The 26,476-nt window shown below is 61.1% G+C and carries 21 protein-coding genes; 12 read left to right on the top strand and 9 right to left on the bottom strand.

Annotated elements, in window-relative coordinates:
- Window positions 1–65: 65 nt before the first annotated feature.
- The 4 genes from ACW4QM_RS01590 (at window position 66) to ACW4QM_RS01575 (ending at window position 4,416) form a co-directional block, all read left to right on the top strand.
- Window positions 66–620 (top strand): flavin reductase family protein, encoded by a 555-nt coding sequence (locus tag ACW4QM_RS01590; protein WP_114538974.1) that lies wholly within the window; start codon window positions 66–68, stop codon window positions 618–620.
- Between the two features lie 130 nt (window positions 621–750).
- Complete coding sequence (locus tag ACW4QM_RS01585; protein WP_114538975.1) at window positions 751–2,274, top strand: ATP-binding protein; 1,524 nt, start codon at window positions 751–753, stop codon at window positions 2,272–2,274.
- Complete coding sequence (locus tag ACW4QM_RS01580) at window positions 2,261–3,004, top strand: response regulator transcription factor (protein WP_173114898.1); 744 nt, start codon at window positions 2,261–2,263, stop codon at window positions 3,002–3,004. Before ACW4QM_RS01585 ends, ACW4QM_RS01580 begins: the two co-directional genes overlap by 14 nt.
- A gap of 152 nt (window positions 3,005–3,156) precedes the next feature.
- Entirely contained in the window at window positions 3,157–4,416 is a 1,260-nt protein-coding gene (locus tag ACW4QM_RS01575; RefSeq protein WP_114538977.1) for an ammonia-forming cytochrome c nitrite reductase subunit c552, read from the top strand.
- 119 nt (window positions 4,417–4,535) lie between these two features.
- Here ACW4QM_RS01575 and ACW4QM_RS01570 read toward each other — a convergent pair whose 3' ends face one another.
- Genes ACW4QM_RS01570 through ACW4QM_RS01560 form a run of 3 tightly spaced genes read right to left on the bottom strand, consistent with a single transcriptional unit; the run spans window position 4,536 to window position 7,501 of the window.
- On the bottom strand, window positions 4,536–5,705 hold the full coding sequence (locus tag ACW4QM_RS01570; protein WP_114538978.1) for an ABC transporter substrate-binding protein: 1,170 nt from the start codon (window positions 5,703–5,705) through the stop codon (window positions 4,536–4,538).
- Between the two features lie 33 nt (window positions 5,706–5,738).
- Window positions 5,739–6,524: an ABC transporter ATP-binding protein gene (locus tag ACW4QM_RS01565; RefSeq protein WP_114538979.1), complete on the bottom strand. Its 786-nt coding sequence runs from the start codon at window positions 6,522–6,524 to the stop codon at window positions 5,739–5,741.
- Entirely contained in the window at window positions 6,521–7,501 is a 981-nt protein-coding gene (locus ACW4QM_RS01560; protein WP_227069419.1) for a FecCD family ABC transporter permease, read from the bottom strand. The genes ACW4QM_RS01565 and ACW4QM_RS01560 overlap by 4 nt, the downstream gene beginning before the upstream one ends.
- 216 nt (window positions 7,502–7,717) lie before the next feature.
- Between ACW4QM_RS01560 and ACW4QM_RS01555 the strand changes: the two genes are divergently transcribed.
- The gene (locus tag ACW4QM_RS01555; protein WP_114538981.1) at window positions 7,718–8,581 is read left to right on the top strand and encodes a DUF364 domain-containing protein; all 864 of its coding nucleotides are present in this window, start codon (window positions 7,718–7,720) and stop codon (window positions 8,579–8,581) included.
- Window positions 8,582–9,265, top strand: a complete 684-nt coding sequence (locus tag ACW4QM_RS01550) for a P-loop NTPase family protein (RefSeq protein ID WP_114538982.1) — start codon at window positions 8,582–8,584, stop codon at window positions 9,263–9,265.
- A gap of 39 nt (window positions 9,266–9,304) precedes the next feature.
- Here ACW4QM_RS01550 and ACW4QM_RS01545 read toward each other — a convergent pair whose 3' ends face one another.
- Window positions 9,305–10,978: an FAD-dependent oxidoreductase gene (locus tag ACW4QM_RS01545; protein WP_157011888.1), complete on the bottom strand. Its 1,674-nt coding sequence runs from the start codon at window positions 10,976–10,978 to the stop codon at window positions 9,305–9,307.
- 158 nt (window positions 10,979–11,136) lie between these two features.
- Window positions 11,137–13,068: an FAD-dependent oxidoreductase gene (locus ACW4QM_RS01540; protein WP_157011890.1), complete on the bottom strand. Its 1,932-nt coding sequence runs from the start codon at window positions 13,066–13,068 to the stop codon at window positions 11,137–11,139.
- Between the two features lie 155 nt (window positions 13,069–13,223).
- Between ACW4QM_RS01540 and ACW4QM_RS01535 the strand changes: the two genes are divergently transcribed.
- Window positions 13,224–14,192 (top strand): LysR family transcriptional regulator, encoded by a 969-nt coding sequence (locus ACW4QM_RS01535; RefSeq protein WP_418687242.1) that lies wholly within the window; start codon window positions 13,224–13,226, stop codon window positions 14,190–14,192.
- Here the strand turns inward: ACW4QM_RS01535 and ACW4QM_RS01530 are convergent.
- Window positions 14,146–15,564, bottom strand: a complete 1,419-nt coding sequence (locus tag ACW4QM_RS01530; RefSeq protein WP_455798138.1) for a response regulator transcription factor — start codon at window positions 15,562–15,564, stop codon at window positions 14,146–14,148. The genes ACW4QM_RS01535 and ACW4QM_RS01530 overlap by 47 nt on opposite strands.
- Before the next feature lie 396 nt (window positions 15,565–15,960).
- On the opposite strand from ACW4QM_RS01530, the gene ACW4QM_RS01525 reads away from it, so the two are divergent.
- Both ACW4QM_RS01525 and ACW4QM_RS01520 read left to right on the top strand, forming a co-directional pair.
- Window positions 15,961–17,604, top strand: a complete 1,644-nt coding sequence (locus tag ACW4QM_RS01525) for an FAD-dependent oxidoreductase (protein WP_157011897.1) — start codon at window positions 15,961–15,963, stop codon at window positions 17,602–17,604.
- A 152-nt stretch (window positions 17,605–17,756) separates the two neighbouring features.
- Window positions 17,757–18,284 carry a hypothetical protein gene (locus ACW4QM_RS01520; RefSeq protein ID WP_198160988.1) on the top strand — a complete coding sequence of 176 codons (528 nt, stop codon included), beginning with the start codon at window positions 17,757–17,759 and terminating at the stop codon, window positions 18,282–18,284.
- Window positions 18,285–18,406: 122 nt separating this feature from the next.
- Here the strand turns inward: ACW4QM_RS01520 and ACW4QM_RS01515 are convergent, their stop codons facing one another.
- From ACW4QM_RS01515 to rd, 3 genes are all read right to left on the bottom strand, one after another.
- Entirely contained in the window at window positions 18,407–18,586 is a 180-nt protein-coding gene (locus ACW4QM_RS01515) for a toxin-antitoxin system HicB family antitoxin (protein ID WP_256156340.1), read from the bottom strand.
- Window positions 18,587–19,164: 578 nt separating this feature from the next.
- Window positions 19,165–20,487 carry an MFS transporter gene (locus tag ACW4QM_RS01510; RefSeq protein ID WP_157011899.1) on the bottom strand — a complete coding sequence of 441 codons (1,323 nt, stop codon included), beginning with the start codon at window positions 20,485–20,487 and terminating at the stop codon, window positions 19,165–19,167.
- A gap of 144 nt (window positions 20,488–20,631) precedes the next feature.
- Complete coding sequence (gene rd / locus ACW4QM_RS01505; RefSeq protein ID WP_442538808.1) at window positions 20,632–20,829, bottom strand: rubredoxin; 198 nt, start codon at window positions 20,827–20,829, stop codon at window positions 20,632–20,634.
- Between the two features lie 322 nt (window positions 20,830–21,151).
- On the opposite strand from rd, the gene ACW4QM_RS01500 reads away from it, so the two are divergent.
- The 3 genes from ACW4QM_RS01500 to ACW4QM_RS01490 all read left to right on the top strand — a co-directional run bounded on the left by ACW4QM_RS01500 (window position 21,152) and on the right by ACW4QM_RS01490 (window position 26,411).
- Window positions 21,152–22,510, top strand: a complete 1,359-nt coding sequence (locus ACW4QM_RS01500; RefSeq protein WP_157011901.1) for a C45 family autoproteolytic acyltransferase/hydolase — start codon at window positions 21,152–21,154, stop codon at window positions 22,508–22,510.
- Between the two features lie 87 nt (window positions 22,511–22,597).
- Window positions 22,598–23,944, top strand: coding sequence for a C1 family peptidase (locus tag ACW4QM_RS01495; RefSeq protein ID WP_114538990.1), 1,347 nt, complete (start codon window positions 22,598–22,600; stop codon window positions 23,942–23,944).
- Window positions 23,945–24,122: 178 nt separating this feature from the next.
- Window positions 24,123–26,411, top strand: coding sequence for an APC family permease (locus tag ACW4QM_RS01490; protein WP_227069423.1), 2,289 nt, complete (start codon window positions 24,123–24,125; stop codon window positions 26,409–26,411).
- Window positions 26,412–26,476: the final 65 nt, after the last annotated feature.

Here is a 26,476-nt window from a genome sequence, read left to right as displayed (position 1 = left end):
ACGCATGAACGATGTGAGAGAAGCCGGTGCTGTTGGGGCGCCGGCTCGTATGAGAAAGTGTCGCTATGGATATCACTCCTTTCGCCGTGAATCAGTTTATTCCGCATCCTATGATGGTGTTTGCTGCGAGCACCTACAACAAGGACGAGTCGCCCCATCTTGCCCTTGTCAGCTGGGTGAACTTCTATTGGGACGACGGACTTGGGGTTACGCTGTGCATGGATGGCGATAAGGCGGTGAAACGGAACTTCGAGCGTGAGGGGGCGCTAGTTCTCAACGCGCTGTCGCGCGATATGTTCGATGCGGTAGAGGCCCTTGGTCGCGCCTCGGGGGCGGAAAAGGACAAGGCCATCGCACGCTTCGCCCTAGAGGCTGCCGAGCACGTGCATGCGCCTCGGCTGTGCGAGAGCCCTCTGCGCTATGAACTCAGCTTGCGGGAGAATTTTTCCTATAAGGGCAGCAACCTCTACCTGTGCGCTATAGACAGCGTCTCGGCAGCCGATGACGCTGTGAGCGACGATGGCTCCTCTTACGATATCGTCGCGGCAAATCCGCTTTTGGTGTCCCAAAAGAACTACTGCTGCTTGGGCGCGCAAGATGTGCTCGGCGCATGGTGCTAGGTGCTGCCCCTTCGCAACGTATTTCGACGTTCATGTTCGACTATTGCGATTTTGCAACAGCTGTCAGATCGCAGCGCGAAGGCCGAATCGCTACAATGGAACAGTCGTCAGTCCATGAGAAGGGGTTTGGTTGGAGCGGCGTCGCCTTGCAAAAAAGTTCTTTCTGCTTGCCGGTGTGGTAAGCGTGCTTGTGCTGTGCGTGTATCTCGCCTGGTTTTACCACGCCCAAAGCATTGAGAACGATCGGCGCGCCCTCGCTGAAGCCCGTGTGCTGTCCGCAGAGATTGGGGCTGCCTGGGATTACATCGATGCCGTCCAGCCGCAGATCAACCGCGCGACGGGCGAAACCTCGGGAATTTATTGCGCGGTGGCGGCCAAAGACATCGCCAAGCGCTTCTCCGCCGGATCTGCCTATTCGATTCGCTACATTCGTGGAAATCCCCGTAACACCGAGGATGCCCCCGATGACTTCGAGCGCAAGGCGCTTTCCTCCTTCGAGGAGGGCGTCGTTGAAGAGTACTACGGGCTCGAGCATCAAGGAGACAGTTCGGTCTTCCGCTATGTGGGCCTGCTTGAAATAGAGGATGGATGCCTGCCGTGCCACGGTGATCCGGCGGGTGAGAAGGATATCACCGGCTATGCAAAAGAGGGAATGGCCGAAGGAGACGTGGCGGGCGCGGTGTCCATTGTTATGCCCATGGATTCCATCATTGCCGACGCGAAGGCCGATTTGGTCAGCACGGTAGTATTTTTCTGCGTACTGATGGGGTCGGTTACCTTGGTTCTTGCCTTGGGCCTGCGTACCTGGATTACCGCTCCCATTGTTGACGAGAACAAGAAGCTGCGCCATGAAGCCGAGGATCAGTCGAACTTCCTTACCATTATTACCCATGAGCTGAAAACGCCGCTGTCGTCTATTCTCGCTTTTACGGAGCTATGGAAAGAACGCATGCCCGATGACTCGCCAGAAAGCCGTGCGCTCGTAAATGAAGTGGAGACGAACGCACGCGTACTGCTGGCGATGATCAACAACGTGCTCGATGCGGCCAAGTTGGAGGCGGGCACGCTCAGTCTCGCCCAGGACGAGTTCGACGTATACGATTTAGCTGGCCAAGTGAAGGCTACTATGGGCCCGCTGGCCAAGAAGAAGGATGTGTCCTTTAAGGTGAAGGTGAGCCCCGATACCCCCTTGCTTTTGGGTGATGAGGAAGTGCTGCGTCGCATCGTCGTGAATTTGGTGAACAATGCGCTGCGGTTCACCGATTCGGGAGGTTGGGTTGAATTGCAGCTTGCCTATCGAGAAGGACGGTTCGTCATTTGCGTGTGCGACAACGGCTGCGGTATTCCTGCCGAACAGCTCGATCATGTCTTCGATCGTTTCGTGAGCGCTCCCCATTCGGAAACAACGAGCGAGGGGGGCACGGGCCTCGGTCTGTCCATTGTGCGTAACTTCTCCACCATGATGGGCGGCAATGCTTCAGTGAAAAGCCTGGAAGGAGAAGGCAGCTGCTTTACGGTGGAACTGCCTCTGCCGGCCATTCCCGACGAGGTCGAGGAAGGCGATGATGCCGCCGATACGGGGCTTCCCTTGGCCGATGAGCCTTCAGCCGATTCGTTGTGTTCACGAGAAGGAGGAAACCATGAGCCGTCGTGACGCGTTGGTCCTCGTTGCCGACGACGACAATAGCTCGAGCAGCGCTATTGAGAAGATGCTCGCCAAAGATGGCCATCGCTGTCTGCGTGCAAGGAATGGGCAAGAGGCGCTGCGTCTGTTTTGGGATGAGCGGCCCGATTTGATCATTCTCGACGTAATGATGCCGCTTCTCGACGGCTTTCAGGTATGCGAACGCATTCGCGAGCATGATCGGGCTACACCGGTGCTGTTTCTTACGGCTAAAGGCGATATCGTGGACAAGCGCATTGGCTACGGCATTGGCGGCGACGATTATTTGGTAAAGCCCTTCAGCGGAGAAGAGCTGCGGTTGCGGGTGGGGGCTCTCTTGCGTCGCGCGCAAATTGCGGCAGAAGCCGCAGCGTCCGCGCCCCAAAGCGAGCTATACCACGTAGGCGACCTGGAAGTGAACGTGCGCACGGGGAATGTGCGCCTGGCGGGAAAACGAGTCGAGCTTACTCCCAAGGAGTCGAGGATCATGGCGGTGCTGGCATCGCATCCGGGGGAGGTATACAGCAAGCGCGATCTTATCGAGGAGATTTGGGGAGAGGAGTATCTGGACTCGTCTATCGCCATTTCCGTGTACATACGACGCATTCGAGCCAAGTTGGAGCCGGATCCGAGCGAGCCGCGCTACGTGCAGACGGTATGGCACTGCGGTTACCGGCTGGCAGATGAGGAAGACGAGAAGCGGGACAGTTCTGGGGAATAATCTCGCCTATAGCTTGCGCAAAAATTGCAATAGGGCGAGGACGCCCATTGCGAAAGCGCAATAGTATCGGTTTACGGCTGAGCTTCTTCTAAGATGGTTCGTAGAAGGTTGGAAGGTTGCATCGTTCGAACGACCGATGAGAGGAGGAAGCGATGAAAACCATAAAACCGAGAAAAATCGCCCTTGCCGGTACGGTGGTGGCAGCTGTAGCGCTGGTCGGCTGCCTTGGCTGTGCAGCCCAGACTCAAACGGCGGACACAGGCGCCGCGCAGGAGCCGGTTCAGCAAGAGCAGACGGAGCAACAGGCTGCTGCTCCGGAGAAGGTGGCCAAAAAGACGCTCGCTGAGTGGGTAACTACTTATCCCAATCAGGGAAACAGCTATATGGAAGCGAAGATGGCCCACACCTATGACGCCTTTGCGGGGGCGAGTCAGCAGGCGTTTGGCGGGGAGGATGCAGCAGTGGCTTGCGCCGCCTGTCATGCCCGTGAGGACTTCCAAACGGTTTATAATGAGCAAGGCGAGACGATTCTTGACAAAAACGCCTCTGACTACGAGATGGAATGGTCCAATTGCACCAATTGCCACGTAGGCGATCCTGGCGAAGGTAAAGTAGAGGGTGGCAACGCCTATGGTGATGCTACTTCCGTGAGTGCCAAGGCATTGTTCCCCGAGGAGGACTATGTATGCGGTCAGTGCCACGCCATGTTCCCCGGCGCGGCCTATCTTGAGGATGCGAACAAGGGTATCGATCAATACAAGTATGGCTTCGAGCCTGAAGAGATGCTTCGTGCCATGAAAGAGTATTACGAGGCGAATCCAGTTACTGAAACAACGATTTGCGCCGGCATGGTAGGGGTTCCCATGCTTGATCCCGAAATTGATACGATGCTGTACCTCACGGACGCTTGCACCGAATTGGAGCTCTTCCAGGACGGCAACCATCAGAAGATGGGCCTCACCTGCACGGACTGCCATATGCCCCAGACCGAGGCCGCCGATGGCGCCACCTACACGCACCACAACATGACGCAATCGCCGCTTGAGAACCCGGCCGCGCTGGAAAAGTGCCTCACGTGCCACAAGAGCCAGGGCGTTGAAGATGCTGACGCCATGGTTACGTTCGTCAAGGGCAAGATGGACGAACTCGCGCAGATTCAGCAGGCTACCAAGACCAAGCTGGACGAGTTCCATGCTAAGCTGGCCGAGGTTGTGGCCGCTGGCAACGCCGATGAGACAAAGCTGCAGGCCGCCAAGGATGCTTACAATCTCGCTAACGTGTACTTCCTGTACCAGGGCACCGCGATGCGTCCCACCGACGGTTCCATGGCCGCCATGAACTTTAGCAAGAGCGTTGAGCAACTACAGAAGGCCGACGATGCCATTGCCGAGGGCATGGCTCAGATCGCCTAGCTTTTGCTAGGGGCGCGTGAAGCACGTAGCTGAAAGACAAACTGCTCCTTTCCCGAAGGGCCGCCGCAATGGCGGCCCTTCGGCGTCTTTCGCATTCGGATTGGGTGTGAGGCTGGTTCTTAAGCCTTGCCGGTGGCGTCCTTCAAAAGGTCGGCGAGCTCGGTGTCGGACAGGTCGTAGTTGTACATCGTGGAGTAGTACGTGCGGGTCACGTCTTCGATGGAGTCGTCGAAGGCATCGGGGTACAGAAGGCGCGGCAGCCACTGCAGGCCCATGAGCTGGTTGACGGTGGGCGGGTTGTTCAGCCAGCAGTAGGGCACGTTGGGTACCTGGTAGTAGTTGCCGGAGTCGATGGCGGCAATGCCCTTCCACGCCGGGTCGTTGCCCACGGTGTCGTAAATGCTGCCCGTCTGGAACACGATGAGGTCGGGGTTCCACAGCGCGATCTGCTCGAGGCTGATCTCGTTGCCGTTGCCCTTGCCGGACACGTCGTCAACCACGACCACGTTGTCGGCCACCATGTCCACCACAGCCGCCTGGAACGAAGTCTTGGCGATGGCGTTCAGGCCGTTGTCGCCCAGCAGGTAGGCCATGCGCACGCGCTCGTTTTCGGGAATGTTCTCCATAGTGGTGACCGTCATGTTGTACACGTCGGTGCAGTAGGTGGACAGCTCGCTGCCGCGCTCTTCCATGCCCAGAAGCTCGCCGAGGCGCTCATAGGCCGCGCCGTAATCGGACAGCTTCGCCTCGATGAAGATGACCGGAATGCCCAGCTGCTCCTGAAGCGCGTCCAAGTCCTCCTTGGCGCCCTTCTTCGCCTCGCCGGTGTCGATGATGACCTGGGGCGCGGCGGCGGCCACGGCCTCGCGGTTCAGGTCGTCCTTGGCGCCGAGCACCGCGCCGAACACCGGGTAGTCGGCGAATTTCTCACCGAAGATCTTCAGCTGGTCGTCGTTGAGCTCCTGGGCCAGGCCCACCATCTTGTCCGGGGCCATGGTGAGCAGCACCTGCTGGGCCGTGAAGCCCGACGGGCAGATCTTGTCGATCTGGGCCGGCAGCTCCACGGTGCGCCCGAGGTCGTCGGTGAAGGTGATGGCGCCGCTTTCGGCCTCGGTAGCGGCCTGGGCGTCGGCGTTCGCCTCCTGCTCGGTGGCCGGTGCAGTGGGCTCGGCCGCTCCATTACCCTCACTGTTGGCGCATCCGGCGAGCCCCAGGGCCAAGCAAGTGGACAGGGCGAGCGCTCCAGCCAGAGCCGCGATGCGCCGTTTGTTCCTCGTCGGTTTCAGCATTCGTTTTCCTTTCCTTCCAAGGGGTGCCAGGTTCTACTGGCGTTCTATCTCGCGTACGGGCACGCAGACGCGCACCTTGTCGCCATAAAGAGAGTTGACCTCCACCTCGAGGTCGTACAGCTCGCTGATGAGCTCGGAGGTGATAACCTCGCGGGGATCGCCGAATGCCTTAAGGCCGCCTTCGGAAAGCACCATGGTGGCATCGGAATAGAGAAAGGCGTGGTCGGGGTTGTGGGTCGATTGCACGATGGAGAGCCCCTCGCGGGCCAGCTGCCGCACGCAGGACAGCACGCGCATGGTGTTGCCGTAATCAAGCGCGCTCGTGGGCTCGTCCATGATGATGGTCTGGGCGTTTTGCGCGAGCGCCCGAGCGATGAGCACGAGCTGCTGCTCGCCGCCGGATATCTGCGTGTAGGTGCGATGGGCCAAGTGCTCGATGCCGATGCGGGCCAGCGCCTCGTGGGCTCGCTGCAGCTGGGCCTCGCCGGGCGTGGCGAGCATCTTCAGGTCGTTGCCCGTGGCCATGAGTACCACGTCGACCACTTCGTAGTCGTACACCGGCGCGTGCGACTGGGGAATGTAGGAGATCTCGCGAGCGCGCTCCCGCACCGAAAGCGCGCGCAGATCCTTCCCGTTCACCAGAATCGTGCCGCTATAGTGCGGGGAAAGCCCCAGGATACAGCGGAACAAGGTGGACTTGCCAACGCCGTTGGGCCCGAGCACGTTCACGAGGCACCCGTCGGGAATGGAAAACGAAAGGTCGTGCAAGATCTCGCGGCTTCCGTAGGAGAAGCTCAAGCTGGTCACATCGATGCTCATAGCTTCTTCTTCCGCGTTATGAGGTACAAGAAGAACGGCGCGCCCACGAAAGCGGTGAGGATGCCGATGGGGATTTCGGCGGTGGTGGCAAGGCGGGCGACGTCGTCCACGATGAGCAGGAAGCTGGCGCCCATGAGCATGGATGCGGGAATGAGGCGGCGATAGTCGGCGCCGACGAGCATGCGGCACAGGTGCGGAATGACGAGGCCCACCCAGCCGATCATGCCGGTGACGCAGACGCTCGCGGCGGTGACGAGCGTGGCGGCGATGATGACGACGATGCGGGTGCGTCGGGCGTTCACGCCCATGGTGGCGGCCTCGTCGTCGCCCATGGTGAGGATGTTGATGCGCCAGCGCAGGGCGAACAGCGTAGCGCAGCCGATAAGCATGATGGGGAGCACCATGCCGATGTCGCGCATGTTCGCGCCGGTGAGTGAGCCCATGAGCCAGTAGGTGATGTCGGCCAGCTCGTCAGTGGGGTCGGCCACGAGTTTGGCGTAGGAAACGCCGGCTTGGAACAGTGACGACACCATGACGCCGGCGAGCACGACCACCATCATGTGGTTGCCGCGGGCCCGCGTGCTGATAAGCAGCACCAATAACACGGTGAGCAGGGAGAATCCGAATGCGAAGAGGGATGTTGCGAAAGAGCTCACGCTGAGAAGAATAGCCACGGCCGCGCCGAACGCGGCGCCCTGGCTTGCGCCCAAAATGTCGGGGGAGACGAGCGGGTTTTGGAAGGTGCCCTGGTAGGCGGCGCCGGCGCAGGCCAGGCAGCATCCCACCATGAGGGCCAGCAAAATGCGCGGCAGCCGCACGTTGAAGAAGAGCGTCGCCTGCTGTTCGGTCCAGATGGGGTCAAGCGGGACGATCTGGTTGACGAGCATGGCCACAGCTTGAGCCGGATCGATGGGGTAGCGGCCCAGCAAAAGGGAGATCGCGGTCGCGCCAATGAGGATGAGGGCAAGGGCCAGCACGACAAATCGAGCCCTCCGAGAGGCGGCCGAATGAAGCATGGGTTTTACAGTGCTCGTTTGCATGGCATCTATTATATTCTCAGTCATGAATGATTTACAAGAGAGAATTATTCATGAAGTAAAATGATTTACAAGAGAGAACAATTCGGTAGGATGAGTACTGAGCAAAAGCGCCCGGAATGTCGGGTCGCTATCATCTGAGAAAGGACGAAAGCCATGGGTTGCGCCGAGAAAGACTGCTGCACGAAGGGGGTTGCGACGGGGGCCATTGCGTTTCCCGGCACAAACGAGCCGAATACGCCCTGGAAGCTGTACAACCACCTGATCGCCGGCATTCCCGAGGACGTCGTGGTGCGCGACTATTGTCTGGGTACCCACTGGTCCTACGTGGAAGCCGACAGTGGCATGGGGGTGAGCTTCACCACCACCGGCGGCGCGCGTCGTGGCTACACGGGCGACCTGAGAGGGATGTCCCTGCGCGAGGTGGCGGAGCTTTCTAAGTCCTGGTGCTTCGAGGAGGCGAGCCTGGGCGTGGCGGCGCTGAACGCCTGGTACTCCCAGCGGTCGCTGCTGGATCCGTTGGGGTGCACCTACGATGCGGCGGTGGAGGTACCCGACGGCACCATCCGGAAGATGGACGCTTTCGAAATGTACCGTCCGCAGATCAGCACCGCCGGTGGGGATGCGCGCGTGGTCGTGGTGGGGCACTTCCCCCATGTGGAGCGCATCGAGGAGTACGCGCGTCTGACGGTGCTGGAGCGCAAGTGCTCTCAGGCGGGCGATGTACCCGACCCGGCTTGCGAGTACGTGATCCCCGGCGCCGACTATCTGTTCATGACCGGCGTGACCCTCATCAACAAGACGGCCCCGCGCCTGCTGGATTTAGCGGCGAACGCCACGACGGTGTTCGTGGGGCCCAGTGTGGTCATGGCGCCGTTTCTTTTCCGCTGGGGCGTGGACATGCTGGCCGGCAGCGTGGTGGCCGACCCCGACAAGGCTCGCTTCGCCGTCAAGAACGGCGCCGGCCAGTTCTTCGGCGAGGCGCTGACCATGGCCGCCCTGCGCAATCCGGAGGCATAGGTGCTGTTTCTTCTCACGGGCGAGGTGCAAATAGGAAAGACGCGCTGGCTGGAATCGCTGGTGGCGGAGCTGGGCGCTTTCGGGGTGCCCTGCGCCGGCGTGCTTGCTCCCGGGCAGTGGGTGCCCTCGACGGGGCCGCACGCCGATGCGAACGGCTTCGAGAAGCTGGGCATCGACAACGTGCTTCTGCCCAGCGGCGAGCGCATCCCTTTCGCCCGTCGGGGTGACTTGGCCCGAGCCGACGGCACCTTCGACGAAGAGAGCCGGGCGGCGAAGGCGGAGTTGGCCTGGCACATCGACGACGCTGCTATCGACCGCGTGAACGCCCACTTCGACGAGATCACCGCGCACGCCAGCGCGGCTGCGCCCGTCGGTGCCAAACCGCATTCCGAGCGGAGTGCCGAAGGTGCAGAGTCGAAGGATCCCTCCCGCGCTCCCGGCCTCCTCATCGTGGACGAGCTGGGCCGCTTGGAAATCTGGCGTGGTGGCGGCCTTACCTCGGCCATGGCCCTGCTTGCCCAGGGCCCAACGCCGGTCTTCCCCCATGCGTTGGCCGTCGTGCGCGATTATCTGCTCGACGACACCGAGGCCCTCCTTGCCGAAGCGTGGCCTGACCGCTGCCGCATTTCTCCCGATGATACAGGTCGAGCCGTTATCCTGTCCGCCTGTGAGTTTGGGGCGTAAGGGACAGCGGCTCGACAAGACGGGTTTTGGTCGAGATGGCTACTGGGCAGCCAGATTCTGAGCAATCATTCGTGCGAAAGTTACTGTCCTGCCGCAAGCGTTGCCGGTCGACAGGTTCGGATAAGTCATGGAATAGTATCCTCCAGAATCGTTGCCTGTGACATACAGGCCTTCAATGGCGCTTCCATCTTCGCGCAGTGCTTGACCTTGGGTGTTTATCACGATACCGTCCATGGTGCATAGCAAAGCGCCTGTGGTACGTACGCCGAAGAAGGGAGGTTTGCGTACAGGGGAAAGCCGGAATGGTTCCTTGCCGAAGTCGTCATCGCGCTGGTTGTCGTAATTCTGGTTGTTTCGTTCCACCGTTTTCGCGAGGGCTTCTGCAGGAAGACCAAGCTTTTCGGCGAGCTCCTCGATGGTGTCGGCTTGCTGAATGTGTCCGGCTTTAAGTGCCTCCTCGTTCATGGCCGTCACCACTTCGATGGGCAGGTTCGGAGCCGCTCCATTATCAAAGGGGAACATGCGCGAGCAGCCATGCATGTCGAACTGTTGAGCGTAGGTCTGCCAGTCTGCATCCCAGAGGCACACGTGGATATTTCCTGGTTGCGATGCATCGGCGTGCAGGATGAAGTCATAGGTGCCGGACTCGTTGCAGAAGCGCTCGCCATTGAGATTGACTTTCAACCAGGGTTGGCTTCCCATCCAGAATACCATGGCAGTACCACAGTCGGCGCCTCCCAGGGAGTCGGCGGGAACGCTTGCTCGGTCGAAAAGCATGCTAGAGTGTGTTTCGTCCATTTTTGCCCCAACGCGAAGGCACGCCTTTATGCCGTCTCCCTCACAGCCCGGCTGCGCTGAGTTGTAAGCGTAAATGCTGGTCGTGTGAGGCTGGAGCTGCTTAAGAAGGTCGAGATTCGCGGCGTAACCGCCTGTGCATACAAGAACGCCCTTGCTTGCGTTGACGCGAATGTAGCCGTCAGCGCCCTGCCCTATGGCACCGGTCACGCGATCGTTTTCGACGGTGAGGCTCACCATGGGCGTTTGGTAGCGGAACGTTACATGGCCCGTCTTCTCTGCGTAGTCAGTCAGCACAGTGAACCCGTCGAGCGATCCATCGACTGGCCAGGCGGGAGAATGCCCTGTAGCCCAATGTCGGTAGTTGACTTCATGCTTTTCCTCGGCAGCCTCATGCCAAAGCGCGATACCGTAAGAGGAGAGAACGCTTTCGTACCAGTCGATGGTCTCGCCCGATCGCTCAAGCCAGACCTTGTGTAACGCGAGATTGCATTGGCCCGCAGCGTAATGATCCATATCTCGCAAATAACCAATTGCGTCGATTTCATAGCCACTCTCCTGCTGCAAGCGAGAGTTGACGCCTGCAAGATCGTCACGCACGACGCCACCGTTGAACTTCTCCATGACGAAGGTTTCCATGCCGGCATCTCCAGCAGCGCAGGCCGCAAAAAGACCGCCCGTGCCAGCGCCGATCACCAAAAACTCCGTGTCAATGGTTTCGACAATCTCATCATCGGAGATGTTCGGGGCATCTCCGATCCAGTCCGAGGAATCTTGCGATCCCGCCTCAGGCGAAGTGTTTGCTAGGGGATCCGCAGTCTGCGGGGCGCATCCTGCAAGGCCGAACAAGGCGCCGGCTCCCGCGAAGGCGCTACCTGCCAAAAACCCTCTGCGGCTTACAAGTCCATTATTGTCCATTTCAGTTCCTTCCTTTTCTCCATGAAAGTGTGGGATTGCGCGGCAAAAGCCTTTGGAGCTCAAGTCCGCACTGAGCTTGTTGCTGTTTAAAAAACGGTCGGGCGGTTTTACCCGCCCGACCAGGGAGGGGAGGGCTTGATCTATCGTAACGCGTGTTCTTAGACGTTGTAGATTGATTGCGCCACCGCATAGCCTGCGCCGAGCGATCCGACACCGCGGCCGCCGCAAGCTGCTTCGCCCACAACGTAGAGTCCCGGTACAACATTTCCGGCCGCATCGAGCGCGCGGTGAGATGAGTCGGTCGAGATGCCGTCCATCGTGATATGCATCGCCCAGGTGCGGGGTGATGCATAGAATGGAGGATTATCCAGGGGGGCATTGGGCCCGAAGCTGGATCGGCCGAATTCTGGGTCGTTGAAAGTACGAGTCATCTCGTTGTAATCGTCGACAGTTTTCAGGAATGTCGCCTCGTCGACGCCCATGAGGCCCGCCAGTTCTTCAAGTGTGTCGGCGCGGTAGAGGATGCCCCGCTCAATGGCGTACTCGACGTCCATGCCTGTGTGGGTCTTGCCGTCCGTGATCATGGAGCTGTCGTGGTCGACCACCTGGAAACCCACACCCCCATCCTGCTCCATCAGGGCGATCGTCATGTCAGTTCGACTGCCGCCCTCGTCGCAGAAGCGTTTGCCGGCCTTGTTCACGTAGATGCTCTCATTGGTGGTTCCGACGGTTGTTTCGGTGGCGTAGAGCACGGTGTCCACGAAGGGGAAGACCATCTGGTTAAAGGGCAATTCGGCGAAGGCGGCGCCTGCTTCTGTGGCCATGCGGATGCCGTCTCCAGTGTGTCCGTAGTTGTTGTCGCAGTGGAAGGTGTCGAGATCTTTCCAGTTCCACATCTTGTCGTGCTCTTTCAGCATATCCTGGTTGTCGGCATAGCCTCCAGAGGCGATAACGACACCGTCTTTAGCGCGCACGGTGTACGTGCTGCCGTTTGCGCTGCTGCCAATGACGCCAGTCACGCGACCGCTTTCAGTGATGAGCTCGGTTGCCGGCGTGGCGAACAGGATGCGAAGATCGAGTCCTTCCATCTCTCGTTCGAACACGTTGAAATAGCCTTCTCCATTCACGTCTTCTGAGGAACCCGAGAAATGCGCCCAAGAATAACCGGGAATTGCGACGAGTGGCATCCAGGGAAACTGCATGGTGTCGAGCCATGCCGTGCCCCCCTCCACATCCGTTGCATAAGTGTGTTGGAAGTCGTAGGTGTTGCCCTCAAGCATGCAGAGTTGCAGCGCAAGGAATTCGGGCGAGCTAAAGAGTTTGGTGTTCCCGTTTGCGTAGTAGTCGTCCCATTGTTGCTGCACCTCATCTACCAGAGAGGCGTCAAGCCCGGCGTCTCGATTGAACTGAAGAACTTCTTGGAAGATCTTCAGGTAGCCGTCGTTCACTTCGACGCGTAATTCTTCGGGTGCGTTGGCATACTCGATGAAACCGCCACTCACGAGGGCGTTGCCGCCCATGCTCGAGGACTTCTCGAACACGACGACCTTCGCTCCCTGCTGAGCAGCTGCTAGTGCAGATGCCATTCCAGAAATGCCGGCGCCTATGACGGCGAGGTCGCATTCGATCTCCTCGTCGGTTGGCTGCTCTTTGGGAACCTCCGCACGCTTCAAAGCGCTCACGTCGCCATCGGCTTGACGCGCGCAGTCTTCTACGGCCGAGAGCAGCGCGAGGGATGAAAGCGTCGCTCCTGTCACCGCGTCGACGGCGAGTGATTGTGATGATACGATGATCTCAGGGATCTTCTCAAACGCCGGTGCGGCGATGCGTTCGGTTTCTCCGTGATCGACGACGCGGACGCTGTCGATGGCAGTGTCGGAGAAGACGACCTCGACGGTGATATCGCTCTTCTTGCCGAGTGCCGTGGCCTGGTAGGTTCCTGCGACAAATTGAGTTGTCGTGCCGCCCGTCTCTGCGACGGGGTGTGACGAAGCGCATCCCGTCGCGCCTAAGGCCAGAGCTGCCGCTGCGACCGAGCTTGCTTGCACAAACCGTCTGCGATCGATGACGTGGTTCTTTCCGTGTCCCATGTTCCCTCCTATGTTCGAATCTTGTCGGCGAGACGCCCTCGCCCCTGCTGTCGTTCATTATGGGATCGGTTCGCCCGAGGGTCTTTTGCAAGTTGTTGCGTGATTTGTGCACAAACCGTACAATTCGCTACAACGACAAAGGGGATCAGGGGGTTGTGGTGCTCAACATGGAATATATGCCCGAGTTGCTCGTGCTGGCGGAAACACTCAGCTACACGGAGACGGCGCGAAGGCTGCACATGTCTCATTCGGCTGTGAGCCGTCACGTTGACGCTGTGGAGCGGGCGCTGGGGGCTCGGCTATTTAATCGTACGACTCGCAAAGTGGAGCTGACCGATGCGGGACGAGCGGTTATTGCCGACTTCTCTGCCATGCAGGCCCATTACACTCATGTGCTTGATGAGCTTGGTCGACTCGCGGAGGATGTGCCAGTCATACGACTGAGCTGTCCGGATTTTTGGATACCGTGTTATCTTGAGTCGTTGTTGGCGTTTCTCTCCCTCGAGCAATCTGCTCTTCGTGTCAAGTTGGAATCGAATCCTCCTGTTGTGGGTTTGAGCGCGGTGGAGGAGGGCCGGTGCGATCTTGCCTTTGGTGTCGGGCTTCCCACGGAACTGAAGCCCCCGATGAACATGAGGTTGTTTCTTCGTGAGAGAATTGTGGCAACGATTCATGAAGACAATGCGTTGGCGGGATGCGAGACGCTAGCGTTGGAGCAGCTTGCTGGTGAGCCTTTGGTGGTTCTCGACGATCGGGCCGAAGGATTCAGCCGCATGAACGAAGAGATATTGAGATTTTTTACGCAGCGCGGTTGTGCTCCCTGCGACATACGACGTACTGAGCAGATTGAGACGCTCGGGCTTAAGCTGAGCGAATGCAAAGGATATGCCCTTACGCCTGCGTCGCTGCAGTTTCCTCATAGGGATTACCTGCGGGCGATCCCCCTTGAGGAAGAGGACATCTCTTTCCCACTGTGCTTCTTTTTTCGCACAGATCGCTTGAGCCCTGCGCTGACCAAATTTTTCGAATATGCCGAGCAATTTGTCTTGTTGTCGGGGGAGCGCGCCGGAGACCTTGCTACTGCTCCGTCATCAGCAAATCGAGCAATTCTTGACGGGTATTGATGCCGAGCTTCTCGTAGATGTGGCGGGTGTGGGCCTTCGCGGTGCCCTCGGCGATGATGAGTTCGTGGGCCACGCCGGAAAGCGACTTGCCCTGAGCAAGCAGCTCCATCACCTCCCGTTCGCGTGGCGTGAGGCGGCGCGCTTCGGCCACGGTGGCGCAGCGACGCGCCAGACGCGTGCGCTCGTTCTCCTCGGGTGGTCGCTTGCCCATGAAGGCGATGCCCCAGCGCTCGCCGATCTCGCGTTCGTTAAGCACGAGAGTTGCCACCGCCACAATGGCCGCAATGGCGACTACGGCACCGATGGCCGGTCCCGTGCCTCCGAACAGGCCGGATCCATCGAAGAGGAGCGCCCCCTCGCGGCCGACCCAACTCACGAGAATCAGCGACTCCTCGATGCCGAACAGCAGAAGCGCACTCACGCCGAAGCGCTTGGAGATGTCGCAGAGGAACAGAAACACGATGGCGTTGAAGAGCATCACGCCCAGGGTTGTGCAGAAACTGCCGGCCAAATTGCCGCCAAGGCCGAATAGCGGCACGATGAGGAGCCCGCAGCAAAGGAGGATGACCGGCGCCCGGTACAAGGCGGACAAGGGCAGTCGGTTAGAGAACCACCACACCCACGCGAACAGCACAAGACCGCCGACCAAGGTGGTCGCGGTGGAATGGGAGCCGACCAGCAGGGGGTAGGCGCTGCGAATATGGGCGGAGCTGTAGCTGGCCACCAGCTCGAAGAGGGCGAGGATAAGGAAGAACTTCCAGGGAATGAGCCGACGGTTGGCGGCGATGGGCCGATCTTCTGCCGGGACGTAGAGTCGGTAGGAGCGATGGGCCAAGGCCGCCGAAAGCGCTGGCAGCACGAGCAGCGCCCCGTAAAGGTACTCATCGCTGAAGCCCTGAAGCGCAAAGGTGAGCACGACTCCACCGATGATGGCGAGCGCGTAGTACAGCGCCACGCGGGTAGGACTGAGGCAGCTGTAGATTTCGCACCACAGCAGAATGAGAAGCGCCGAGCCGATGCCGCCGGCCAGGGTTGCTGGCGCAACAAGGGCGTCGGTGGTTGCGGGCAGTGCCAGAGCCGCCACGTTCGCGGCCACGGAGAACCCAAGCAGAAGAGCGATGGTCCCATAGACCCAGCGTCGCCCGGCCAAAGGCGCGATGCGGCTGGAGAGCAGGGCGATGACGATAGCGCTGCCGGCGAGCACCACATCGTAGGCGAACTGGCCGGCGGTGCCGCTGACGGGCATGGGCACCGAGGGATTCGCATAGGTGAGCGACACCCAGGCGCGCCACAGGGCAAAGCCGAGGAAGGCTTGGGGCATATCGAGCAAACGCATGAGTGAGTGCTTTGGTGCAGCTTCATTGTGGGCCATGGCGTTACCCCCTCTTGTCCGCCCTTGGCTGCAAGGGTCGTGCTTTCGCGGTGTCAACAGCGACCATTATAACGTGACGGGTTCTCTGCGGGGGCGAATGGCCGTGGCCGCAGCTGGTGCTCTCGTTGTGAGAAGAGTGCGGGGCACGTCGGCAACCGCTCAGAAACATGGAACGCTAGTGCCGATAAGATTGACGGTAGGGCTGGCGCTTCCCCAGGAAAACAGGGTGTTTATGCCACCTGTTTACAAAGATAAACAGCGAAAGTGCTGCGCGGTAGATGTGCGGTGGAGCTCGAGCAGGCATAGTGAGAGCCAGCAAAGCCGTTCGGCGCCGCGAAGTCGCAAGGAACGCTCGGGGCCGGCGGAAGGGAAAAGAGAACACATAGGAGGGTTCCCATGAACAAGATCGCCAACATGCATGTCGCCAGTTCCACCGCCGGCTCGCTCAGCCGGCGTAGTCTGTTCAAGCTCGGCGGGCTCGCTACAGCCGTCGCTGCCGGAGCTTCGCTGGCCGGGTGCGCGCCTCAGCCGAAGAGCGCGTCTATGGCCGATACCGGCTCGGGCGCGACGCGCGCTGCCGACGGTACGCCCAGCTTCCTCATCGCGCCTGAACCCATTACGGAGTTCGATGAGACGCGCGACTTTGAGGTCGTCGTCGTGGGCGCCGGCGTCTCGGGCATGGCTGCCGCCATGTCGGCCGCTGAAGCTGGTGCCAAGATTGCCTGTGTGCAGCGCGAGGCCACGCCTTCCTCCCAGGGCAACATGGCCGCTGGCGTCGATTTGAACCAGACGAGCGAAGCAGGCAAGCAAGCCCTTATCAGCTATCTCATCAAGTTGGCCGACCACCGCAGCAACCGCGCTCTTCTGGAAGCCTGGGCCGACAACTCCTTCGAGGCGCTGTCCTGGTTCCGCGAGGCCGCGTCCGCCGGCGGCATCGAGGTGAATCCCGATGAGCCCCAGGCCGACCGCGTGCTGCACATCAACGGCTACGACGTGTACCTGCACGCCAACACCTACTTCCGCATCGGCCACGACGAGGTGGTGAAAGCCATCACCCCCATTGCCGAAAGCGCGGGGGTGGAGTTCTTCTTCAGCTGCCCGGCCCAGCAGCTCGTTACCGACGAGTCCGGCCGCGTGACCGGCGTGGTGTGCGAGGAGGACGGCAAGAATGTGCTGTTCAACGCTAGCAAGGGCGTCATTCTGGCTACGGGCGACTACCAGTGCGACCTGGAGATGGTGGCTTACTACTGCCCCGACATCAAGGAGTTCCCGCCCTGCCAGATGAACCGCACCGGCGACGGCCACAAGATGGGTGTGTGGGCCGGCGGCGAGATTGAGCCGACGACGCACACCAAGATGATCCATGACGCCCGCGTGGGCCGTGTGGATACGCCGCATCTGCTGGTGAACGCCAAGGGCGAGCGCTTTATGTGCGAGGGCCCCATGCAGGGCTACCTGAACAACTATGTGCGCGAGTACATCCACGAGGCCGGCGGCGACGCCAAGGCGGGCAACCTGTACACCATCGTGGACGCGAAGTGGCAGGACCAGATTGCGGAGTGGAAGGCCATCGACCCGGAGATCGACGCCTCGAACTGCAAGTGGTTCTACGAGGGCAACACCATCGAGGAGGCCTGCGCCGCCATGGCCGCCGATACGGAATCGGGCGCCTACGAGTTGGACGCCGCAGCCGTGCAGAAAACGGTGGATCGCTACAACGAGCTTTGTGCCAAGGGCTCCGATGACGACTTCGGCAAGAACTCCACGTTCATGCGCGCCATCGACACCCCGCCGTTCATCGTGGTGCCCCACGAGTTCGGTATGGGACTTTCGGCCATCATCGGCGGCCTGCTCATTAACGCCGACAACCAAGTGCTGAAAGCTGACGAGCACACGCCCATCGACGGCCTGTTCGCCGTGGGCAACGTGTCCGGCTGCTTCTACGGCGGCGTCGACTACCCGATGGACGTGCTGGGGCTTTCCATCGGCCGCGCCATCACCGGCGGCTATCTCGCCGGCAAGCACGTAGCGAGCCTGTAGCGACGTTTCCATACCCACACCCTCCCCTCGAGAGCCCGCCGACACGCGGGCTCTCGTTTCTCTTACAACAATGAAAGTCGATTCGTAAGGCGTGGGGGGCGGAGAAGGGGCTATACTGGCAGCATGACATTTCGAAACAGGAGGTATCTCCCATGACTGACCAGCAGAATCCCTTCAGCACCATGCCCGAGCCGCCCCAGGCTTTCGACAACGCGCAGGGCCAGGGGCAGGCCGCGCAGTCCTACGACACCGACCAAACCGCTCAGCAGGCTTACGACCCCTACCAGGCGCAGCAACCCTACGGCGCCGGCCAGGGCTATGACCCCTATCAGGCCCAGCAAACCTACCAGCAGCCCTATCAGGCCACCTACGAGCAGCCGCAGCCGGCCTACCAGCAGGTGTACGCCCAGCCCGTGGCCCCGGCGGCCCCTGCAGCTCTTTACCCGATGACCGACACCGACCGCAATCTGCGCCTTGTGGCGTTCATCTTCTGCATCCTGTCGCTGGTGGGCTCGTGTTGGCTCATCATCCCGCTGGCGTGGATGATTCCCATGTCGGTCATCTCCTGGGGCATCTACAAGGGCACCAAGGCCAACACCGTCGCCTTCGGCGTGTGCACTCTCATCTTCTGCTCGCTGGTGGCCGGCATCTTGCTGCTGTGCTCGAATAAGGATCGATAGAAGGCAAGGCTCGCGAGCTAGCGAGCTCTGCGAATCCGCGTGCTCGTGAGCCTGCCGCTTTCATGGTCCTGCGAACGGCATGGGCTTGTGATCTCCCAAGCGCGTGCCGCCAGACGCGCAACTCAAAGTCGCGACACCACGAGTTGGTTGAGCGAGACATGCTGCTCGGCAGCTTCGATGGCGAGCTCGCGATGCTTCTCGGGCGGGATGCGCAACGCGAACTTACCCGAATAGGTGCGACTGGCCAGAGGGGTGGGCGCTTCTTCGCCGCTCTCGGCCATGTCCTCTAGAACGGTGCTCACGACCGCAACTATGACGCAGGAAATTCTCGGTTCATTCCTCGCGCAGACCGCAGTTGCGTCGCGTTTGAGGTAATGGGGCCATGCGAAAATGAAAAGCCGCAAGCGCTGGGATGGAACATTCGCGGATTGGGAACCCATCGCGCGTCGTATCGCCGCTGGCCAAAACCGCGCGCGAGCTGTACGGACGGGTCATCGCTGGCCAAAAAAGGCGCGCGAGCTGTATGCGGGGAGGCACGTTTGGCGCTTTCTGGCCAAAAACCCCGCGCCAGCTGTGCCGTGGGGTCGCAATCTCGGGATCGGCGTCATCCTCGAGCTGAGTTTCCCCAGTTCAGAATGCCGCTGCAAAGGGGTGTACGAGCCCGGGACAGCGGACCCCGAGGAGAATCCCTCGAAAATAGCAGTCCGCGCGCGATTTTTGGCCAATTGGCGAGGGCGACGCGAGGCGTGCACGAGCGGCGACTCAATTTGGAAGCCGTGCGGAGTTCTCGGGGATGCAACGAAGGAGACGACGGGGTCGTGCGCGGGTGGGAGGCCCAATCGCGAGAGGCGAGGGCCGCTCTGGTTCCCCTCCCGGGCCTCTAGGCGGCCCTATTGTTCTTCGGAGGCTTGATGAACAGCGAAACGATAAGGGCCGCAATGGCCACGCCGAAGAAGACCCAGAAGGCGCCGAGGTAGCTGCCCGATCCCATTTGCGAGAGGGCGAGAATCTGCGGACCTACGATGGCGGCCGGGATCATCTGGCAGGTGGCGATGGCGTAGTTGATGCCGTAGTACTTCGGCCCAAAGAAGGTGCCCACCATGGCCGACATCGAGCACATATTCCCACCGTACATGAGGCCGAGCAACATGAATCCGGCGACGAGCAGCGGGAAGTTGCTGCCCATCATGGCGAAGGCGCAGCAGAGCATGCCCGCGGCGAAGGCCACGGCGATCCAAGTGAGGCACACGCGGTAGCCGAACTTGTCCCAGATGAATCCGTTGATGAGGCGCCCGAGTCCGTTCATGGCTGACACGCTGCCCATGGCCGCGGTAGCCAGCATAAGCGCCTCGGCCTCGGGCAGCGCGGCGCTGACGCCCGCGCCAGCCGCCGCTGCCCCGCTCGCTCCCGCCCCCGCGCTCGCTGCCCCGCTCGCTGCTGCTCCAGCGCCCATGAGCAACTCCATGGCCGCCGGCACTGCTTGGCTGATGAGCGCCAGACCGCCGCAGGTGACGAGCATCAGATACACCATGAACACCCAGAACGTGGGCGTACGCACCATTTGGCCACCCGTCATGTCGACGGCCGCCACGGTGGCGTTCTGCCGCGCCTTTTCCAGAAGAGGGCGAACATATTCCGGCGTCGGCAGCTTCATGATGAAGGCGCCGGCCCCCACCAGCACGACGAAAATGACTCCCAGCGCTCCGAAGGTCAGACGCCACCCGAGCGCGCCCAGCATCGTGGTGACAACGGGGGACAGCAGCATGGTGCCGCCGCCGAAGCCCATGAGCATAGCACCGGAGGCCAGGCCCTGCTTGTCGGGGAACCACTTCAGCGTGACGGACATGACCACATCGGTGCCAAGACCTACGCCGGCCCCGACCAGCACGCCGTAGGTGGCGTAAATGAAGGGCAGCGATTCGGTGAAGGCCGAGGCGATAAGCCCGAGTCCCAGGCAGGTGGCGGTTATGAGCATGACCGTGCGCGGCGAGGTGCGCTCTTCCAGCGCGCCCGCTACGAGCATGCCGGCGCAGAAGGTGATGATAGAGAGCGTGAATACCACCGAGGTGGCCGAGCGATCCCAGCCGAATTCCGCCTCCAGTGGGTCGACGAACAGCGACCAGGCATAGATGAGCCCGAAGAACATGAGCAGCACGAAGGCGACGAAGAAGTACAGCAGACGGTGCGGCGTTGCGTGGGACATGGCTCTCCCCTCGAGATCGCGTTCCTTATGAGCTGCCAGCCACCTTCAGTTTAGCGGGCGCAGAAAAAAGGGCAAGAAGAAAGGGAAAGGGCGACCCAAAGGGACGCCCTTGCAGTTCGAGTGGGCTATAGGTTTTGCCGTAGGCTAACCCTCGTACAGTGAGAAGTCGTCCTTGCCGACGCCGCAGACGGGGCATACCCAGTCGTCGGGAATATCCTCGAAGGCCGTGCCCGGCGCGATGCCGCCGTCCGGGTCGCCCACCTCGGGGTCGTAGATGTAGCCGCATACGTCGCAAATGTACTTGTCCATGGGAACCTCCCAGTCGTCGAATGGTTGCAACATGCGTATCCTCCCACAGGCAGCGTTTCCGCGCAGGCGGGCATCCGATCTGAAACCATTCGGTGAATCGACGATCCTGTGTTGCGCTCGCGAAAGGACGCGATGAGGCTCGGGAAAACACCCAGCTAGAACTTAGAAAATCAGCGGAAAACTAATCTATAACGGCGCAGCAACGAAAACCGCCCCCGTCGCCAAAACGCCGGGGAAGAGCGCAGGATATGAAACGAATCCGCGAGTTCGTGCGTTGAAGCTCGCCCGCAGGACGGCTCAAGGGAGCTGTCCGCAAGCCCGCCCGCCCCGGCGCACCCTGGAAAGGAAGACGACAATGGTCACTCAAGAGCAGCAATCGATCATCGATCATGCCCAGCTGCAGAAGATCAACGGCTGGCAGCATATCAAGGTGAAGGGCACCCCCTACGAGTGCGGCTTCCAGGAGGGCTACCTTCTGGCCGACGAGTACAAAGACGCCCTGCGCGTGTACAAGTTCATGACCCTGGAAACCTTCGGTATGACCTACGAGTGGTTCGCCGAGCAGGCGCTGAAGTTGCACCGCGACAAGATTCCCACCCGCTGGTTCGAAGAGCTGCGCGGCATGGCCGAGGGCCTGACGGCTGCCGGCATCCCCACCACCACCGACGACATGATCGCGTGGAACGATTGGATGGAGATCACCGGCTACTGGTGGCCCCAGAACGCCGGCAAGATCATGAGCCGTCCGCTCATGAAGACCCACCGCAAGGAGCATTGCTCCGCCATCGTGGCCACCGGCTCGGCCACGGTGGACGGCAAGCCCTACCTGGGCCATGAGAGCTTCGACGAGTTCTGGAGCGGCCAGTACTTCAATATCTGCAAGCGCGTGGAGCCCGACGACGGCTATGCCTTCATCATGCAGGCCTCGGCGCCGTGCATGCTCTCGTCCATGACCGACTTCTACGTGACCGCCGCGGGCCTGAACATCACCGAGACCACCCTGGCCGGCTTCGACCGCTACGACGACGCGGGCATGCCCGAGTGGGTGCGCATCCGCGACGCCGTGCAGTACGCGGCCACCATCGACGAGTTCGTCGAGCGCCTGAACAAAGGCAACAACGGCGGCTACGCCAACGCCTGGCTCATTGCCGACCACAACACCGGCGAGATCGCCCGCTTCGAGCAGGGCCTGGAATTCACGAGCCTCGAGCGCACCTTCGACGGCGCGTACTTCGGCTGCAACGCCGTGTTCGACCCGCGCATCCGCAACCTGGAATGCAAGGACAACGGCTTCAACGATCCGCGCCAGCAGACCGGCGCCCGTCGCCAGCGCTGGATGGAGCTCATCGATCAGTACTACGGCAAGATCGACCTGGAAGTCGTGAAGAAGATGCTCGCCGACACCTACGACGTGTACCTCGGCTACAACTGCCCGTCGAGCCGCGACATCTGCTCGCACTACGATGTGGATCCTCAGTACTACGCCGACGATCCGGACGCCGTGTGGAACATCCCGTTCTATCCGGCTGGCTCCTGCGACGCCAAGGCCGCCGGCCCCGACGACGTGAAGCACCTGAAGATGTGGGGCCGCTACGGCCGCGCCGACGGCGTGGAGTTCAATGCTCGCGACTTCATGGACCAGCACCCGCTGTGGAAGTGGATGGACGGCTACCTGGAAGATCGTCCGACTCAGCCTTGGACGCTCTTCGACTAAAGGGAATTCGAACCGGCGCTTTTCCACGGTGCCGCGTTCCTTCCATAGAGATCATCGCTAACCAATCGAGGATAAGGAGCATAGATTATGGAAATCTCAAAGGAACAAATCGCGAAGATGGCCGAATCCTACAAGAAGGCCGAAACCCAGCACGTGGCCCAGCGCGCGGTGACCAAGAACGGCATTCTGGAGTCGGCGGAAAGCGTGGAGGTGCTCAAGCGCATGAGCCCCAAGAACTTCGCGTTTTCCATCGACGTTGACGACCAGGCCGTGGCCAACCAGAAGATGTCGGGCCGCTGCTGGATGTTCGCCTGCTTAAACGTGCTGCGCTTCCACATTGAGAAGGAACTTGATTTGCCGAAGGGCACCTTCGAGTTGTCCCAGGCCTACCTGGCGTTCTTCAACAAGCTGGAGCGCGCCGCCTGGTTCCTCGAGCACGTGGTGGCCACGGCCGACAAGCCGCTGGACGACCGCGAGGTCGACTGGCTGTTCACGACGCCCATGGCCGACGGCGGCGACTGGGATATGGTGTGCGCCCTGGTGAAGAAGTACGGCGTGGTGCCGCACGAGGCCCAGGCCGAGACCCACTGCACCAACAACACCGCCGAGCTGAACACGGTGCTCTCGCACCTGCTGCGCCAGGATGCCCTGAAGCTGCGCACCATGGCCCAGGAGGACAAGGATACCAAGGCCACCCAGGAGGAAATGCTTTCCGAGGTGTACCGCGTGCTGGCCGTGTGCTTCGGTGAGCCGGTGCAGAAGTTCGACTTCACCTACAACGATGCCAAGGGCCACTACCATGCCGACCTCGGCATCACCCCGTTGGAGTTCCTGAAGAAGTACGTGCCCATCAACCTGGACGACTACATCGGCGTCATCAACGTGCCCGGCGACGACAAGCCCTACGGCCGTATGTACGCCATCCAGGATTCCGACCAGATTCCCGAGCGTCGCAACCTGTACCTGAACGTGCCGATGGAGGAGCTGAAGGGCTACGTCATCGACTCCCTGAAGGACGGCGAGCCTGTCTGGTTCGGCTCCGACGTGCTGCAGCACTGCGACCGCAACGCCGGTGTCATGGACTTCGATCTGTACGACCTTGAGGCCATGTTCGGCGTGAAGTTCACCATGGACAAGGCCCAGCGCTTCGCCACCCACGAGAGCCTGCCGACCCACGCCATGACCATCGCCGGCGTCGATATCAAGGACGGCAAGCCCACGAAGTGGAAGATCGAGAACTCCTGGGGCACCGAGAACCACGGCATGAAGACCGGCAACAACGGGTATTTCGTCTGCAGCGACGAGTGGTTCGACAACTTCGTCTACGAGGTGGCCATCCGCAAGGATCGCCTGAGCCCCGAGATGCAGAAGGCGCTGGACTCCGACCCCATCGTGTGGCCGTTCTGGAACACCTTCAATCCGGTTTCCGCCTAAGCGGCAATCGGGCGCCGGCCTCGGGGGTTCCGCACGGGATGCCCCAAGGCCGGCCCCTGCGGGCGGCTTTTGCGAGTCGCGCGCGGCAACTATCCGCTGTCCGGCGGGGTGCCTTTTCCGGGAATGACGTCCCGGGAAGGGGAGCCCGCCCCGCCGGGCCCTTTCGTGAGGGGTAACTATGAGCTCCCAAACTACAACTCATGCGGCCAAAGCGCCGGCGAAGGGCGCAGCGAAGGCCAGCAGTGGAACCTATATCAGCCTGATGGCTCTGGTCATGATGAACGTGACCATCATCGGCAGCGTCGCCAACGACGTCCAGCAGGCTTATTACGGGCTGTCCTCCGTCACGCTCTTCATCATCGGCGCTCTGGTGTTCTTCCTGCCCACCGGTTTGGTGGCGGCCGAGCTGGCTTCCGGCTGGGGCCAGCGCGGCGGCATCTTCCGCTGGGTCGGCGAGGCTATGGGCCCTGGGCTGGCATTTACGTGTCTGCTCATTCTGTGGTTCCAGACCTCCATCAACTTCGGTATGGGCGTTGCATCGGCATCGGCCACCATCGGCTTCTATACGCCTGATTGGGACTGGGCTGTGCAGTTCATGAACCATCCGGAGAACCAGTTCTTCATCATTTTGGCGTGGCTGGCCTACTACTGGGGCCTGACCTTCCTGTCCACCAAGGGCGTGAAGGCCTTCGCCCGCCTGACCAAGTACGGCGTCATCATCGGCACGTTCATCCCGCTGGCGTTCATCGTCATCTTCACGGTGGTATGGCTCGCCCAGGGCAACGTGTCCAATGTGACTCCCACGCCCGAGGCGTTCAATCCCTTCGCTGATGGCTTCAGCCTCACTAACCTGGCCCTGGCCGCCGGCGTGTTCTTCAGCTTCGCCGGCATCGATATGAACGCCGCCCACATCAAGCAGCTGAAGAAGCCGCAGAAGGAATTCCCGCTGTCCATCTTCATCGCCATGATCCTGACGCTGATCATCTTCATCGCCGGTACCGTGTGCATCGCCATCGTCACGCCGAAGCAGGACATGAACCTGGTCTACGGCCTGTACCAGACCTATAAGATCCTCGGCGCCACCTTCAACTGCCCGTGGATTTACGTGGCCTTCGTGTGGGTCGGCCTCGGCGCTTCCATGGCGTCGCTCGTCACCAACATGGCCGGTCCCTCGTTCATGCTCGGCCAGGCCGGACGCTCCGGCTTTTTGCCGAAGGTGCTGCAGAACTCCAATAAGCACGGCATGCCGAGCCGTCTGATGTACCTGCAGATGACGTTCATGACCCTCATCGCCTTCCTGTGCTTCCTCATCCCGAACATCGAGGGCTTTGTCGTGCTCATCACCCAGGCCATCACCATCCTCTACATGATGTACTACGTGTTGATGTTCGTCTCGTTCTTGAAGCTGCGTCACGACCAGCCGAACCGTCCGCGTCTGTTCAAGGTGCCCGGCGGCAACGTGGGCGCGTGGCTTGTGGCCGGCCTTGGTCTTCTGGCCTGCCTGTTCGGCATCGTGCTGGCCATTATCCCGCCGGCCCAGGTAGCCGAGGAAGTGGGCAGTCCGGTGACCTACGTGGTGGTTATCGTGGCCATCATCGTTGTCACCTTCGCCATCTGCTTCGGCGTGTACCAGGCCTCCAAGCGCCATCATTGGGCCGACCCGAACAATGTGTTTGCGCCGTTCACCTGGCAGATCGAGGGTTTGAAGAAGCCCCAGAAGGTTCTGTCCAACGTGCCGTCCGAGCTGATGAGCGAGGGCCAGAACCCCATGGGCATGCCCATCAAGAAGCTGTGGAACCCCAACGAGCAGATCGTGCTTCCCGACGAGTACGTGCCGGGCAAGCATCATCCGTCCTCTCCGGCTATTGAGGCCGGCGACGATCCTGCGGCCATGAACCACCCGGTGAAGACCAGCGGTACGTCCATCGGCGCGCTGGGTGCCATCCCCCTAAGCCAGCCGGCGATGATTTCGGAGAAGGCCGGTATCGGCACGTCGGCCACGGTGGGTCTGAAGAAGGCGGCTCCGGTGGAGGGTACCGAGCCGGTGCGGCTTGATACGAAAGTGCCGGCGGCCCCTGCTGATGAGGTGGCTGCCGAACCGGTGCCGCGCGACCCGGCGGCCGACGCCAAGCGAGCGGCTGCGGCTGAGGCGGCAGCCCTGACGGCCGAGAAGTCCTCGCAGGCCAAGGCCCATGCCGAGGCGGTGGCTGCCGAGGCGCTCGAGCAGCAGGTGGAAGCCGACAGCGACTTGGTGTCCGCTCGCCGCGAGGTGAAGGAGGCCAAGGCTGCGGCCGACCAGGCGCGCAAGGCTGCGCGCGGGGCTGGTGCCGAGACGGCTGCTGCGCCGGAGAAGGCTGCCGGCACCGCCTCCGATGCGGGCGCGACCAAGGGCGGCGATGCTGCCGACGGCGCTGCCGGTACTGCCGGTGCCGACGACGCCGGTGCTGCCAAGGGGTCTTCTAAGTAAGTGTTTCGGAAGGGGGTCGCGCCGCAGGATGTGCGGGCGGCGCGGCCCCCTCGAGGGTAAAAAGA

Source organism: Adlercreutzia sp. CNCM I-6207 (assembly GCF_977072305.1).
This window is presented reverse-complemented; position numbering and strand designations above follow the sequence as displayed.

Bases quoted from the DNA above. Each gene is read 5' to 3' on its own strand.
- ACW4QM_RS01575 (WP_114538977.1), top strand. From the start codon at position 3,157: ATGAAAACCATAAAACCGAGAAAAATCGCCCTTGCCGGTACGGTGGTG.
- ACW4QM_RS01500 (WP_157011901.1), top strand. From the start codon at position 21,152: ATGGTCACTCAAGAGCAGCAATCGATCATCGATCATGCCCAGCTGCAG.
- ACW4QM_RS01545 (WP_157011888.1), bottom strand. From the start codon at position 10,978: ATGGACAATAATGGACTTGTAAGCCGCAGAGGGTTTTTGGCAGGTAGC.
- ACW4QM_RS01580 (WP_173114898.1), top strand. From the start codon at position 2,261: ATGAGCCGTCGTGACGCGTTGGTCCTCGTTGCCGACGACGACAATAGC.
- ACW4QM_RS01555 (WP_114538981.1), top strand. From the start codon at position 7,718: ATGGGTTGCGCCGAGAAAGACTGCTGCACGAAGGGGGTTGCGACGGGG.
- ACW4QM_RS01570 (WP_114538978.1), bottom strand. From the start codon at position 5,705: ATGCTGAAACCGACGAGGAACAAACGGCGCATCGCGGCTCTGGCTGGA.
- ACW4QM_RS01525 (WP_157011897.1), top strand. From the start codon at position 15,961: ATGAACAAGATCGCCAACATGCATGTCGCCAGTTCCACCGCCGGCTCG.
- ACW4QM_RS01590 (WP_114538974.1), top strand. From the start codon at position 66: ATGGATATCACTCCTTTCGCCGTGAATCAGTTTATTCCGCATCCTATG.
- rd (WP_442538808.1), bottom strand. From the start codon at position 20,829: ATGTTGCAACCATTCGACGACTGGGAGGTTCCCATGGACAAGTACATT.
- ACW4QM_RS01565 (WP_114538979.1), bottom strand. From the start codon at position 6,524: ATGAGCATCGATGTGACCAGCTTGAGCTTCTCCTACGGAAGCCGCGAG.
- ACW4QM_RS01490 (WP_227069423.1), top strand. From the start codon at position 24,123: ATGAGCTCCCAAACTACAACTCATGCGGCCAAAGCGCCGGCGAAGGGC.
- ACW4QM_RS01495 (WP_114538990.1), top strand. From the start codon at position 22,598: ATGGAAATCTCAAAGGAACAAATCGCGAAGATGGCCGAATCCTACAAG.
- ACW4QM_RS01510 (WP_157011899.1), bottom strand. From the start codon at position 20,487: ATGTCCCACGCAACGCCGCACCGTCTGCTGTACTTCTTCGTCGCCTTC.
- ACW4QM_RS01540 (WP_157011890.1), bottom strand. From the start codon at position 13,068: ATGGGACACGGAAAGAACCACGTCATCGATCGCAGACGGTTTGTGCAA.
- ACW4QM_RS01520 (WP_198160988.1), top strand. From the start codon at position 17,757: ATGACTGACCAGCAGAATCCCTTCAGCACCATGCCCGAGCCGCCCCAG.
- ACW4QM_RS01530 (WP_455798138.1), bottom strand. From the start codon at position 15,564: ATGGCCCACAATGAAGCTGCACCAAAGCACTCACTCATGCGTTTGCTC.